This is a genomic window from Microbacterium sp. (genome assembly GCF_051953575.1).
Taxonomy (GTDB): domain Bacteria; phylum Actinomycetota; class Actinomycetes; order Actinomycetales; family Microbacteriaceae; genus Microbacterium.
Genome location: NZ_JBQCIP010000066.1, coordinates 1 through 14,117, shown reverse-complemented (window position 1 = coordinate 14,117; position 14,117 = coordinate 1). Strand labels below are relative to the sequence as shown.

Here is a 14,117-nt window from a genome sequence, read left to right as displayed (position 1 = left end):
GAGCCAGCCGGCGGCCTCGAAGTCGAAGTCGACGCACGGGATGGTCCTGCGCCCTTCGGGCAGGCCGATGAGCACGCTGGGGTGGGACAGACTCGACAGCGTGTCGATGCGGGGGTCGTCGGATTCGACGTCCATGACGAGGAGCGCATCGACCATCGACCCCTTGGCCGCGCGCTGGAGCGCCTTGGAATCGTCGCTGGCCAGCAGCAGGATGTCGTAGCCGTGCTTGCGCGCCTGCGTGACGACGCCGGTGACGATCTGCATGACCACGTGCACGTCGACGCCGGTGCGCAGCGGCGCCTGCAGGCCGATGACGTTCGTCGAGCGCGAGGCCAGCGACCGGGCTCCGGCGTGCGGGCTGAAGCCGAGGCTGTCGATGGCCTTCTCGACGCGGTCGCGCGTCTCTTGCGAGATGGCGCGCTTGCCGCTCATGACATACGACACGGTCGAGATCGACACCCCCGCCGCCTGCGCGACGTCCGCGATCGTCACCATCAGGTTCCCCGTCCTGCTAGGTCGAGCACCTGAGCGGTCCCGGGAGCGAGATCGCAGGTGCCGATCGGACCGTCCGGTCCGTACACATTCATTGTCGCCGTTCGCGCGCCCGCGCGAAGACGCGCTCGCGCGAGGCGGCCGCCCGCCCAGTCGAGGTCGACCGACACGTCGCCGCGGATCCGGATGCCGCGCACCGCGCCGTCCGGCCACTGCGGCGGCAGCGCCGGCAGCAGGCGCACGCGCACGGCCCCGGCCTCGTCGGGCGCCGACTGCACGAGCGCCTCGGCGATCGCCGCGGTGAGCCCCAGGTTGCCGTCGATCTGGAAGGGCGGGTGGGCGCTGAAGAGGTTCGGGTAGAGGCCGCCGCGCTGGCCGCCGGCCGACGCATCCGCGGGGCGCAGCGCCATCCGCACGTGCTCGTGCACGGCGGCGCCGTCGCCCAGTCGCGCCTGCATGGCCGCACGCCAGGCGAGGGCCCAGCCGGTCGATTCGGGGCCGCGGAGCCGGATGGACTCGGCGGCGGCGCGCGCGAGCTCGGGCGTGCCGTCCCGCGTGATCTGCGTGTACGGGAACAGCCCGACCAGGTGCGACAGATGGCGGTGCAGGGGTTCTGCCTCGGCGCGTTCGCGATCCCATTCGCCCAGGTCGCCTCGCGGCGTGGTCCCCGGATCGGGGAGGGCCGCCGTGCGCGCGGCGAGCTCGGCGACCCAGACCTCGGAGTCGAGGCCGAGCGCGGCCCCGGCCCGGCGGCACACGTCTGCCAGTTCGCGCAGCAGCACGACGTCCATGGTGGCGCTGACCGCGACGCCCCGCTCGTGTCCGTCCGCGTCGAGATAGTGGTTCTCGGGCGAGGTCGACGGGCTCGTCCAGGCGCGCTCGTCGTCGCCCTGGATCCACGACAGTGCGAAGGCCGCTGCCGAGGCGAGCACCGGCCAAGCCTCATCGCGCAGCCGGTCGAGGTCGCCGCCGTACTCGTAGTGCTCCCACAGGTGCAGCGCGAGCCACACCCCGCCGAGCGCCCAGTTCGCCCAGGCCGGATCGCCGTGGCCGGCGCCGACGGGGGCGGCGAACGCCCAGGCGTCGGAGTTGTGGTGCGCGACCCACCCTGCCGCGCCGTAGAGCTCGCGGGCCACGACGGGGCCGGTCGTCTCGGACAGCCGCCGTGTGAACCGCAGCAGGGGCTCGTGGCACTCGGGGAGAGCGGTGGTCTCGGCCGGCCAGTAGGCCATCTGCAGGTTGATGTTCGTCGTGTACGCGCTCGACCACGGCCCGGGCAGTTCGGCGTTCCACAGTCCCTGCAGCGTGAGCGGCAGGCCGCCGGGCTGCGACGAGCAGATCAGCAGGTACCGGCCGTAGTGGAAGGCGAGCGCCGCCAGCGCGGGATCGTCCTGGTCCTGCGCGCGACGCACCCGCTCGACCGTGTCGACGTCGCCGTCGAGCCCGGGCAGTTCGAGCGCGCACCGGTCGTACAGGGCGCCGTGCGCCGCCTCGTGCGCGGCACGCAGCCGGGCGGCATCGGAGGAGGGGATGCCGGCCACCAGCGCCGCGGCGCGGTCGGCGGCTCCCGTGCCCGGGTCGGGATCGCCGGGGATCGAGGGGGCCGTGGCCGTGCCGATGGCGAAGAGGTGCCTGCGCGCCGGGGCCGTGACGAGCGTGCCCCCTGCGACGTCGGAGGCGTCGAAGTGGCGGATCACCACGGCGCCGTGGCGCCCGGTCGACTCGACGTAGCGGACGGGCTCGCCGGTCTGCTCGTGACCGGGCGCGACGTCGACCGGCAGCCACCACTCGGTCACCAGCGCACCGTCAGGGGTCGCGGATGCCGCCTTCGCCCGCAGCAGCGAGTCCACGCCGACGCGCACCCGCACCGCGGCGTCGGCGGTGATCTCGTGCATGATCGCGCCGGTCACGAGGTCGGCCCAGGTGCGATGGCGCACGGTGACAGCGTCGATCGTGTACTCGTGCGCGGCGACGCCGGTGGACAGGTCGAGGCGCCGCCCGTGCGTGCGCGCGACGGAGCCGGGTGCGGCATCCCGCTCGACGTCCACCTGCACGCGGCCGAGCGGCAGGTAGGCCTGCACCCATCGCGCCTGCATGCGCTGCAGAAGCGCTTCCGCGCGGCCGGGGTCGTCGGCGTCGAGGGCCTCGCGCACGGCACCGACGGCCCCCGCACCGCGCAGCGCGACGCCGTCCAGGGCGTCGGCGCCGGCGTGGCCGGACCAGGCGGTGATGTCGTTGAGCCACAGGCGCTCACCGCCCGAGAGGCCGGCGCACATGGCGCCGCGGATGCCGTTGCCCACCGGGTACGCCTCGAGCCAGTCGTCCGCCGGAGTGGACGCGCGCAGCACGTGCAGCGCCTCGGCGGCGGTGGCTGAGACCGCATCGTCGCGGCGCGTGGACATCGTCACGACGCTTAGTATATGGTCTCCGTGTTGAAGCGCTTCGAAAGTTCGACGAACTCGCGTGACTGCTTCCAAAGACCAGCCCGACCGAGACTCAGCGAAGAGGTTCCCGCTCCATGGCCCGCACCATGACTCCGCGTCCCCCCGATGCGCTCGCGCCGCTCACGGCCGACCTCGGCATCTGCTTCGGCGGCGACTACAACCCCGAGCAGTGGTCGCCCGAGGTGTGGCGCGAGGACGCCGAGCTCATGGTCCGCGCCGGCGTGAACCTCGTGACGGTCGGCGTGTTCAGCTGGGCGCGCCTCGAGCCGAGCCCGGGCGAGCGCGACTTCGCGTGGCTCGACGAGGTGCTGGACCTGCTGCACGCGCACGGCATCGCGGTCGACCTGGCGACGCCCACCGCCTCGCCGCCGCCGTGGCTGGGGATCCTCCACCCCGAGACGCTCCCGGTCGACCGCGACGGCGTGCGGCTCGTCGCCGGCTCGCGCAACCAGTTCACGCCGGCATCCCGGGTCTATCGCGACTACGCGCTCGCGATCGCGACCGACCTCGCCGAGCGGTACCGCGCCCACCCCGCCGTGCGCATGTGGCACGTGGGCAACGAGTTCGGCCAGATCGACTTCGGCCCCGAGGCGGCGCGCGAGTTCCGGCTCTGGCTGCGCGAGAAGTACGGCACCATCGACGCGCTCAACGAGGCGTGGGGCACTCTGGTGTGGTCCCAGCGCTACCGAGACTTCGACGAGATCGTGCCGCCGCGGCGCATGCCGTACATGGTCAACCCGGCCCAGTCGCTGGACTTCCGCCGGTACACGTCGTTCGCGCTGCAGCGTGTCTTCGCCGAGCAGCGCGACGCGATCCGGGCCGCCGGGGCCACGCAGCCGGTGACCACGAACTTCATGGGCTTCGAGCCGCTCACCGACCTGTGGTCGTGGGCCGACGAGGTCGACGTCATCGCCGACGACCAGTACCCCGACCACGGCAGCCCCACCGCGTCCAGCGACATCGCCCTCGTGCAGGACCTCATGCGCTCGCTCGGCGGCGGCCGCCCCTGGGCGCTCATGGAGCACGCGACGAGCGCCGTGACGTTCCGGCCCCACAACCTGCCCAAGACGCCGGCGCGGGCCCGCCTCGACTCGCTGCAGGCGGTCGCCCGAGGGGCCGACGCGATCTGCTTCTTCCAGTGGCGTCAGGCGCGGGTCGGCGCCGAACGGTTCCACTCGGCGCTGCTCCCGCACGCCGGCCCCGACACCGACGTCTTCCGCGGCGCCGCCGCGCTCGGCGCCGACCTCGGGCGGCTCCGGCCGATCGTCGGCGCCCGGGTGGCGGCATCCGTCGCGATGCTCTTCGACTGGGAGTCGTGGTGGGCCGGGTCCGAGCCCGGACGCCCGACCGACCGGCTCGACACGGTCGAACAGCTGCGGCGCTGGCACCGCCTGCTGTGGCGACGCGGCATCTCCGTGGACCTCGTGCGTCCGGGCGCCGACGTGTCGGGCTATCGCGCGGTGCTGGTGCCCCACTCGTACATCGTCGAAGCGGATGCCGCCGCCGCCCTGCGCGCCGCGGTCGAGGCCGGCGCGAGCCTCGTCGTCGGACCCTTCTCGGGCGTCGCCGACCGCGACGCCGCCATCCTGCTCGGCCGGTCGCCCGTGCTGCTGCGAGACCTCGTCGGGGTGAGCGGCGAGGAGTGGGTCGGCCTGCCCGACGAGCCGACCGCCCTCGCCGTCGAGCCGGCGTGGGCGACCGCCCCCACGGCCGCCCTGCGGGCCGGCGTGCTCGGCGAGCGGCTGCGCGCCGACGGCGCAGAGGTGCTGGCGCGCTTCGACGGCGGGCACCTCGACGCCGCGCCCGTGATCACCCGCCACCGTGTCGGCGCAGGCACCGCCTGGTACCTCGGAGCGGTCGTCGAGGATGCCGCGCTCGGCGCCGTGCTCGACGATGCGCTCGACGTGGCCGGTGTCACCGGGGCCACCGCCGACCGCGTGCTGCCCGACGGCCTCGAGGCCGTGCAGCGCGGCGAGGTCCTGTTCCTTCTCAACCACGGTCGGACGACCGGGCGCGTGTCGGTGCCCGGCGCCCGGCGGGATCTCTTGTCGGATGCGGACGTCGACGGCCAGGCCATCCTGGCCCCCGGCGCCGCCATGGTGCTCATCGAAAGGCACGCACAGTGAAGTTCACCGATGGCTACTGGCTCACCAGGCCCTCGTTCAGTCCCCTCTATGCGGTCGAGGTCGACGACATCCGCCTCGACGAGGCCGCGGGCACGATGAGCGTGTACGCGCCGACGGCGGTGATCCGCGACCGCGGCGACACCCTCAACCGCCCGATGCTGACCGTCGTGTTCTCGGCGCCCGCACCCGGGGTCGTCAAGGTGCACGTCGAGCACCACGCGGGCGCCGTCCACCGCGGACCCGACTTCGAGATCCACGGCGCCGAAGGGTTCCGTCCCACGCTGCGCCTCGACGACGAGTGGGGCGTGCTCGAGGCGGGGTCGCTCAGCGTGCGGGTCGCGCGCACCGGGCCGTGGCGCGTCGAGTTCGTCAGCGACGGCCGCGTGCTCACCACGTCGCTCCCGCGGTCGATCGGGCACATGACCGGTGACGGTCGCCCGCAGACGGCGCTGCGCCCCAGCGGCGGGGACCCGACGTGGGTGCACCAGCAGCTCACCATCGAGCCCGGCGAGCGCGTGTACGGGCTGGGCGAGCGGTTCGGCGCATTCGTCAAGAACGGCCAGACGGTCGACGTCTGGAACGCGGACGGCGGCACCTCGAGCGAACAGGCGTACAAGAACGTCCCCTTCTACGTCACCAGCCGCGGCTACGGCGTCTTCGTCGACCACCCCGGCCACGTGTCGTTCGAGGTCGGCAGCGAGGTCAACTCGCGCGTGCAGTTCTCCGTCGACGGCGAATCCCTCGACTACTACGTCATCGACGGCCCCGAGCCGAAGGACGTCCTCCGCCGGTACACCGCCCTCACCGGCCGCCCCGCCCGCGTGCCGGCCTGGTCGTTCGGACTGTGGCTGACCACGTCGTTCACCGCCAGCTACGACGAAGACACGGTGAGCGCCTTCGTCGACGGCATGGCCGAGCGCGACATCCCCCTGTCGGTGTTCCACTACGACTGCTTCTGGATGCGCGAGTACCAGTGGACCGACTTCGAGTGGGATGCCCGCGCCTTCCACGACCCCGTCGGGCAGATCGCCCGCATGCACGAGCGCGACGTGCACGTGTCGGTGTGGATCAACCCGTACATCGCGCAGCGGTCGGCACTGTTCCGCGAAGCCGCCGACCGCGGCTATCTGCTGCGGCGCACCGACGGCAGCGTGTGGCAGTGGGACATGTGGCAGGCCGGGATGGGGCTGGTCGACTTCACGAATCCGGATGCCGCCGACTGGTACGTCGGCAAGCTCCAGGGGCTGCTCGACCAAGGCGTCGACGCGTTCAAGACCGATTTCGGCGAGCGGATCCCCGTCGACGGCGTGACGTGGCACGACGGGTCCGACCCGCAGCGCATGCACAACTACTACGCGAAGCTGTACAACGAGGTCGTGTTCCGTGGGCTGGAGCGCCACAAGGGCGCCGGCAACGCCCTCGTGTTCGCCCGGTCGGCGACGGCCGGCTCGCAGCAGTTCCCCGTGCACTGGGGCGGCGACAGCGACTCGACGTTCCTCTCGATGGCCGAGTCGCTGCGCGGAGGCCTGTCGCTCGCCATGTCGGGCTTCGGCTACTGGAGCCACGACATCGGCGGCTTCGAGGGAACGCCCGACCCCGGCCTGTTCAAGCGCTGGCTGGCGTTCGGTCTGCTGTCGTCGCACTCGCGGCTGCACGGCTCGTCGACCGTGCGGGTGCCGTGGGCGTTCGACGAAGAGGCGGTGGACGTCGCGCGCGAATTCACCACGCTCAAGATGCGGCTCATGCCCTACCTCGCCGGCGCGGCGGAACTGGCACACACCGACGGCACGCCGATGATGCGCCCGATGGCGCTGGAGTTCCCCGGCGACCGGTCGGGCTTCGACGCCGACACGCAGTACATGCTCGGCGAGGCGCTGCTGGTCGCGCCGGTGTTCACCGCCGACGGCACGGTCGAGTACTACCTGCCCGAGGGTCGCTGGACGTCGTTGCTCGACGGCTCGGTCGTCGACGGCCGCCGCTGGGTGACCGAGACGCACGGCTACGACTCGGTGCCGCTGCGCGTGCGACCGGGAACGGTGCTCCCGTTCGGGGCCGACGACAGCCGCCCCGACTACGACTGGGCCGACGGCGTGACGCTGCGCTGCTTCGAGCTGCCCGACGGGTACGACGCCGTCACGACCGTGCCGGGTCATGACGGCACGGCGCCGACCTCGTTCCGCGTGCGCCGCGAGGGCGGCACGATCACTGCGACCTCGGACGACGTGCGCGCCCCGTGGGCGCTGCAGGTGAGCGACCAGGTCGTCAGCGGGACGGCATCCACTCTCACGATCGACCTCGAGGAGGAGGCCCGATGAACGACGCGACCGAGGCGAGCGACGTCCCGGTGTTCCGGCGGATCGACCGGCCGCTCGCCGAGCGGGCGCGCGACCTGCTCGACCGGCTCACCGCCGAGGAGCGCATCGCGATGCTGCACCAGGCGGCGCCCGCGATCGACAGGCTCGGCGTGGCCGAGTGGCGCACCGGATGCGAGGCGCTTCACGGCGCCGCCTGGCTCGGGCGGGCCACCGTGTTCCCGCAGCCGGTGGGGCTCGCCGCGACCTGGGATGAGGAGCTCGTGCGCCGCGTCGGCGAGGTCGCGGCCGTCGAGGTGCGGGCCAAGCGCGCCGAGAACCCGCTCGTGAGCCTCAACGTGTGGGCGCCCGTCGTCAACACGCTGCGCCACCCCGGCTGGGGGCGCAACGAGGAGGGGTACTCGGAGGATCCCCACGTCACCGCCGTGTTCGGCACCGCGTACTCGCAGGGCCTCCGTGGCGACCACGAGCGGGTGTGGCGCACCGTGCCGGCTCTCAAGCACTTCCTCGGCTACGACAACGAGACCGACCGGTCGGTGACCTCGTCCGAGATGTCGCTGCGGACGCTCCACGAAGAGGAGCTGCCGGCGTTCCGCGGAGCGATCGAGGCCGGCGTCGCGGGCGGCATCATGCTCGCGTACAACCGCGTCAACGGGATCCCCGCGCACACGCAGCCCGAGCTCGTGGCCGAAGCGCGGTCCTGGTCCGACGAGTCGATCGCGGTGGTGTCGGATGCCGGCGCCCCGACCTTCCTCGTGACCACCCAGAGAGCCCAGCCCGACCACGTCCACGCCGCGGCCGCACTGGTGCGCTCGGGCCTCGACTCGTTCACCGACAACGACGCGGATGCCGCGCCCACGATCGGCCACGTGACCGAGGCGCTCGCCGCGGGCCTCCTGACCGCCCACGACGTCGACCGTGCGGTGCTGCGCCTGCTGGAACTGCGGATCCGGACAGGCGAGTTCGACGGCGACGCCGACCCCTACGCGGGGATCACGGCGGACGCCATCGATGCTCCCGGTGCCCGGGAGCTCGCGCGGGAGGCGGTGGTGCGCTCGGTCGTCGTGCTGCGCAACGACGCCGGCGTGCTGCCACTGACCTCCGCCGCACGCGTCGTCGTCGTCGGCCCCCTCGCCGACCTCGTGCTCACAGACTGGTACGCCGGCACTCCGCCGTACAAGGTGGGCATCGGGGCGGCCGCCGCCGAGCGCTTCGGCGAGGCCGAGGTCGTCACGGGCGCCGACATCGTGGCGCTCCGGGCGACCTCCAACGGCCGCTACATCACGGTCGCTCCGGACGGCTCGACCGTCGAGGCCGCTGCCGACGGCGCGGCCGAGGACGCGCTGTTCGACGTGACCGACTGGGGCGACGGCATCCTCACCCTCCGCTCTCACGCCAGCGGACTGCTGCTGACGGGCGGGCACTGGCCGATGCGCGCCGACGCCGCGCGCGTGGGCGGCTGGGTCGTGCAGGAGAGCTTCCGCGCGCACCGTCACGCCGACGGCACCGTGTCGCTGCTGCACCTCGGCTCAGGCCGATGGGTGCGCACCTTCCGTGACTCGGGCCTGCTCGCCGCCGAGGCCGTCACGCTCGAGACGGCGGAGCGGTTCGGCGTGCGCATCGTGTGGTCGGGAGCCCAGGCCGTCGCCGAGGCGGCCGCTCGCGCCGACGCCGTCATCGTCGCGGTCGGCAACGACCCGCACCTGAACGGCCGCGAGACCGAGGACCGTCCGCACCTGCGGCTGCCGTCGGCGTGGACCGAGCTGTGGCGCGCCGCCCGCGAGGTCAACCCGCGCACCGTGCTGACCATCGTGTCGAGCTACCCGTACGTGCTCGACGGCGCTGCCGACGCCGAGACGGTCGTGTGGTCGAGTCATGGCGGGCAGGAGCTCGGCCACGGCGTCGTCGATGTGCTCTCGGGTGACCGCGAGCCCTCCGGGCGCCTCTCGCAGAGCTGGCCCGCCACCGAGCAGCAGCCGGGCGATCTGTTCGACTACGACACGCTGCGCCAGGGCGCCACCTACCGGCACCAGCCCGACGCGCCTGCGTTCGCCTTCGGGCACGGGCTCACCTACACCTCGGTGTCGTACGAGTCCGTGACGGTTCAGGATGCCGTCACCCCCGCGCCGGCGCCCACCCACCGCCACGCGGGCTTCGCGCCGCGTGGCGGTGACGCCGCGGTGCAGGCGACGGTGCGCGTCGCCAACACGGGGGAGCGGGACGCCGAGGAGCTCGTGCAGTTGTATGCCCTCCCGCCGAGGGACCTGCCGCTGCCCACCCCTCGCCGCCTGCTGGTGGCGTACGCACGTGTGCGACTCGCGCCCGGCGAGACCCGCGACGTCGAGCTGGCGTTCGGACTCGACCGCCTCGCCGTGTGGGACGACGCCGTGCGCCTTCCGGGCGCCGTCGACGACTGGCTGCACAGGGGCGCGCTGCGCGTGCAGCCTGGCATGTACACCCTGGCCGCAGGCCCGTCCGCGTGGAACCTGCCGGCCTCCGCGGGGCTGGAGGTCACGCCCGCCTGACCCTCGCCTGTCACGGATCCGCGAAAGGGTACATTCCCGCCGGCCTGGATCCGCGGAAGGTACATTCCCGCCGGCGGATCCGCGGAAATCTACGCTGTCGCGGATCCGGGAGCGAGTTCGGCTGCCAGCATCCGCGTCTCGTCGGGGGTCCAGATGTGGGCGCCGAAGACGTGTCGGTGGGTGAGCGACAGCTCGTCGCCCGGTGCCAGCACGATGCGCTCGGCGAACGACGGCGACGGCGCCAGGATCGGGGTCGGCGTGTTGCGCACGAACCAGCGGATCGCGGGACCGCCTGTCGAGGTGCCCGCATAGGCGATCACCGTGCCGCCGCCGTCGACCTCGTCGTGCTCGCCCGAGAACGTGACCCACGGCGCCTCGGCGCCCATGATCGCGTCCGCGCCCGCATCGTCGGGGAGTCCGCACGCGAGCACCCGGCCACCGGTCCACGCCCGCGGCAGGCGGATCACGAACCCGGTGTAGCCGGCGTTCGGGCGGCCCTGGGTGGTCGGGCTGCCGAGCTCGAGGTCGTGCCCGGCGATGTTGCGCAGCGTCGTCGCGAAGTCGAGGATCCACAGGCCGCGGTCCGGGTCGACGCCGTGGAAGCGGTGGGTCCGCGTCTCGGCGATCCAGTGATCGCCGGCCCGGGTGATCCAGGTCAGCTGCTCGGCGAACGACACTGCCGGGCCGGCATCCACCACGTCGGTGAACGCGTCGTGACGCATGCGTCCGACGTTGTCGAGCTGCACGTACCCGCTGCCGGGGCGGAACGTCGGGCCGCCCCAGAAGTTCGCGCCCGAGACGTGGGTCCACGTGAACTGCAGGCCCTTGTGCCAGCGGTGGTCCCAGGGGCGGTACGCCGTCAGGGGTGCGCCGTCGAGGGTGCGGAGGGGATGCAGGTACGGCTTCGGTCCCTCTGCGACGGGGCCGCCGCCGTCGAAGGAGTACCGGGCGATCTCGATGCCGGATGCGGTGACGAAGGCCCCGGCGTCGTCGAAGCGCAGCGAAAGGTCAGCCATGGCTCCATTGTCGTGGACGGAGCAGGTAAGCGCATTCCGAAGTCTCATCTGCGCGGCCGGGATGGTGCAGGCGCGGGAATGTACCGCTTTTGGGCGGTTTTGGGTAGAGGCAGTCCTGCGCGACCGCCGCGCGATAGCGTCATGGCCATCTCACAGCGGGCGCCGCACACCCCCAAGGCGCCACGAGAAGGAGGAGGAATCATGCTCTGGACAATTCTCGGCCTGATCGTCATCGGCCTCATCGCGGGTTTCATCGCTCGTGCCATCATCCCTGGCAAGCAGAGCATGGGCATCCTGCTCACGATCGTGCTCGGCATCGTCGGCTCGTTCGTCGGCGGGTTCCTGGGCTACCTGCTGTTCGGCGCCGACCCCAACGGCGGCTTCCTGCAGCCCTCGGGCATCATCGGGTCGATCCTCGGCGCGATCATCGTGCTCGGCCTGTACGTGCTGTTCACCCGTCGTCGCGGCGCCGTGCGTTCGTGACCTGACGCCCACCCCACGCAGCGAGCCCTCCCGCCCACCGGCGGGAGGGCTCGCTGCGTGATGGGCCCTCGGAATCGCGAAGGGGTACGTTTCCGCCGCGGAAACGTACCCCTTCGCGGATCCTGGAGGGCTCAGACGCCTTCGAGCGCCTGCGACACCACCTCGCGGGCCTCGGCCTGCACCTGGGCGAGGTGCTCGGGGCCGCGCAGCGACTCGGCGTACAGCTTGTAGACGTCCTCGGTGCCGGACGGGCGCGCGGCGAACCACGCGTGCTCGGTCTGCACCTTCAGCCCGCCGATGGCCGCCCCGTTGCCGGGCGCGTGCGACAGCTTCGCGGTGACGGGCTCTCCGGCGAGCTCCGTCGCGGTGACGGCTTCGGGGGAGAGCTTGCCGAGGGCGGCCTTCTGCGTGGGGGATGCCGGGGCATCGACCCGCTGGTAGGCCGAGGCGCCGAACTCGGCCTCGAGCTCGGCATACCGCTGCGACGGCGTCTTGCCGGTCACCGCGATGATCTCGGATGCGAGCAGGCACAGCAGGATGCCGTCCTTGTCGGTCGTCCACACCGTGCCGTCGAACCGCAGGAACGACGCTCCCGCCGACTCCTCGCCGCCGAACGCGACCGAGCCGTCGAGCAGGCCGGGCACGAACCACTTGAAGCCGACCGGCACCTCCAGCAGCGGTCGGCCGAGCGACTCGGCCACGCGGTCGATGATCATCGAGCTCACGAGGGTCTTGCCCACGGCCGCGTCCGCCGGCCACTCCGGGCGGTGCGAGTACAGGTAGTCGATCGCGACGGCCAGGTAGTGGTTGGGGTTCATCAGCCCGGCGTCGGGCGTGACGATGCCGTGGCGGTCGGCGTCGGCATCGTTGCCCGTGAGCACGTCGTACTCGTCGCGGCGGCCGATGAGCCCTGCCATCGCCGACGGCGAAGACGGATCCATGCGGATCTTCTCGTCCCAGTCGAGCGTCATGAAGCGCCACGTGGGATCCACATCCGGGTTCACGACGGTGAGGTCGAGCCCGTGCACCTCGGCGATGAGCGCCCAGTACTCCACCGATGCGCCGCCCAGCGGATCGGCGCCGATGCGCACGCCCGCGCGGCGGATCGCCTCGACGTCGATGATGTTCGCGAGGTCGCGCACATAGGCGTCGCGGAAGTCGTAGTCGCCGAGCCGGTCGCCGTCGATGTCCTTGAACGGCGTGCGCTGCACGCCGTCCAGGCCCGCGGCGATCAGCGCGTTCGCGCGGTCCGCGATCCAGCCCGTGGCGTCGGTGTCGGCCGGTCCGCCGTTCGGCGGGTTGTACTTGAAGCCGCCGTCGCGCGGCGGGTTGTGGCTGGGAGTGACGACGATGCCGTCCGCGCGGCCGGGGTCGGCGGCATCCTTCCCGCGGTTGTACGTGAGGATCGCGTGGCTGAGCGCCGGCGTCGGCACCCACGAGTCGCGGGAGTCGACGCGCACATCGACGCCGTTCGCGACCAGCACCTCGATCGCGCTGCGCTCGGCGGGCAGCGACAGGCCGTGCGTGTCGCGGCCGAGGAACAGCGGCCCCTCGATCCCCTGCGACCGGCGGTAGTCGACGATCGCCTGCGTCGTGGCGAGGATGTGCGCCTCGTTGAAGCTGCCCGACAGCGACGACCCGCGGTGGCCGCTCGTGCCGAAGACCACGCGCTGCTCGGCGACCCCGGGGTCTGGCGAGATGTCGTAGTAGGCGGCGATCAGCTCATCGATGTCGATGAGGTCGGAAGGTTCGGCGGGCTGTCCTGCGCGACTCATGCGCCTAGTCTGCCTGGCTCTCGGCCCGCGCGCACGGTCCGCGTCGCGAGTGGACCGGAATAGGCTGGCACGCGTGACTCCCGAGCTCGCCGGTACCCAGGACCCTGCCCCCGTGCGCCGCACCTACAGCTACCTGGGCCCCGCCGGGACGTTCACCGAGGCGGCGCTCGCCCAGGTCCCCGAGGCGCGCGGCCACGAGTGGCGCCCGGTGCGCAACGTCGGCGAGGCGCTCGCCGACGTCGTCGAGGGCCGCTCGGACGCCGCGATGATCGCCATCGAGAACTCCGTCGACGGCGGCGTGTCGACCGCGCAGGACGCGCTCGCGACCATCCCCGGGCTGCGCATCGTGGGGGAGTACCTCGTGCCGGTCGAGTTCGTGCTCGTCGGTCGTCCCGGAGCCCGCCTCGAGGACGTCGGGCTCATCGCCGCCCACCCGGTGGCGTACGCCCAGTGCCTGCAGTGGCTGTCGCGCGAGCTGCCCGCGCACTCGCACGTCCCCGCCGCGAGCAACGTGGCCAGCGCCATGGGCCTGCTCGACGGGTCCAGCGACGCGGACGCCGCCATCGCCCCTCCCGGCATCCTCGAGCACCACGAGCTCGAGCTCCTCGCCTCGAACATCGGCGACAACCCCAACGCCGTGACGCGCTTCGTGCTCGTCGCGCGCACGGTGGTCCCGCCCGCCCCGACCGGCGCCGACAAGACGTCGCTCATCGTCGAGCTGCCCGACGATCATCCCGGCGCGCTGCTGGAGATGCTGGAGCAGTTCGCCACGCGCGGCATCAACCTGTCGCTGCTGGCCTCCCGGCCGATCGGCGACGAGCTCGGCCGCTACCGGTTCGTCGTCGACGCGGACGGGCACCTGCAGGACGAGCGCATGGCCGACGCCCTCATGGGCCTGCGCCGGTTCAGCCCGCGCGTCACGTTCCTCGGGTCGTACCCCCGCG

9 protein-coding genes are annotated in these 14,117 nt (G+C 72.6%); 5 read left to right on the top strand and 4 right to left on the bottom strand.

What is annotated here, in order from left to right; all coding sequences use genetic code 11:
* Both ACTHNQ_RS04870 and ACTHNQ_RS04865 read right to left on the bottom strand, forming a co-directional pair.
* Nucleotides 1-495: LacI family DNA-binding transcriptional regulator (locus tag ACTHNQ_RS04870; RefSeq protein WP_440331594.1), on the bottom strand; the 495-nt coding region annotated here is incomplete at its 3' end.
* Nucleotides 495-2,894, bottom strand: coding sequence for a glycosyl hydrolase family 95 catalytic domain-containing protein (locus ACTHNQ_RS04865; RefSeq protein WP_440331596.1), 2,400 nt, complete (start codon nt 2,892-2,894; stop codon nt 495-497). The genes ACTHNQ_RS04865 and ACTHNQ_RS04870, both read right to left, overlap by 1 nt.
* A 116-nt stretch (nt 2,895-3,010) precedes the next feature.
* Here ACTHNQ_RS04865 and ACTHNQ_RS04860 point away from each other — a divergent pair, with 116 nt between their 5' ends.
* The 3 genes from ACTHNQ_RS04860 to ACTHNQ_RS04850 are packed head-to-tail and all read left to right on the top strand — an operon-like array spanning nt 3,011 to nt 9,899.
* The gene (locus ACTHNQ_RS04860) at nt 3,011-5,062 is read left to right on the top strand and encodes a beta-galactosidase (protein WP_440331592.1); all 2,052 of its coding nucleotides are present in this window, start codon (nt 3,011-3,013) and stop codon (nt 5,060-5,062) included.
* Nucleotides 5,059-7,377 carry an alpha-xylosidase gene (gene yicI / locus ACTHNQ_RS04855; protein ID WP_440331590.1) on the top strand — a complete coding sequence of 773 codons (2,319 nt, stop codon included), beginning with the start codon at nt 5,059-5,061 and terminating at the stop codon, nt 7,375-7,377. Before ACTHNQ_RS04860 ends, yicI begins: the two co-directional genes overlap by 4 nt.
* Nucleotides 7,374-9,899, top strand: a complete 2,526-nt coding sequence (locus tag ACTHNQ_RS04850) for a glycoside hydrolase family 3 C-terminal domain-containing protein (RefSeq protein WP_440331588.1) — start codon at nt 7,374-7,376, stop codon at nt 9,897-9,899. Before yicI ends, ACTHNQ_RS04850 begins: the two co-directional genes overlap by 4 nt.
* A gap of 89 nt (nt 9,900-9,988) precedes the next feature.
* Here the strand turns inward: ACTHNQ_RS04850 and ACTHNQ_RS04845 are convergent, their stop codons facing one another.
* Entirely contained in the window at nt 9,989-10,915 is a 927-nt protein-coding gene (locus ACTHNQ_RS04845; RefSeq protein WP_440331587.1) for a PmoA family protein, read from the bottom strand.
* Nucleotides 10,916-11,116: 201 nt separating this feature from the next.
* On the opposite strand from ACTHNQ_RS04845, the gene ACTHNQ_RS04840 reads away from it, so the two are divergent.
* Entirely contained in the window at nt 11,117-11,398 is a 282-nt protein-coding gene (locus tag ACTHNQ_RS04840) for a GlsB/YeaQ/YmgE family stress response membrane protein (protein ID WP_440331585.1), read from the top strand.
* Nucleotides 11,399-11,529: 131 nt separating this feature from the next.
* Here the strand turns inward: ACTHNQ_RS04840 and pgm are convergent, their stop codons facing one another.
* Nucleotides 11,530-13,173, bottom strand: coding sequence for a phosphoglucomutase (alpha-D-glucose-1,6-bisphosphate-dependent) (gene pgm / locus ACTHNQ_RS04835; RefSeq protein WP_440331583.1), 1,644 nt, complete (start codon nt 13,171-13,173; stop codon nt 11,530-11,532).
* 73 nt (nt 13,174-13,246) lie between these two features.
* Here pgm and pheA point away from each other — a divergent pair.
* Nucleotides 13,247-14,117 (top strand): prephenate dehydratase (pheA, locus tag ACTHNQ_RS04830; protein WP_440331581.1); only part of this gene is annotated, 871 nt, incomplete at its 3' end.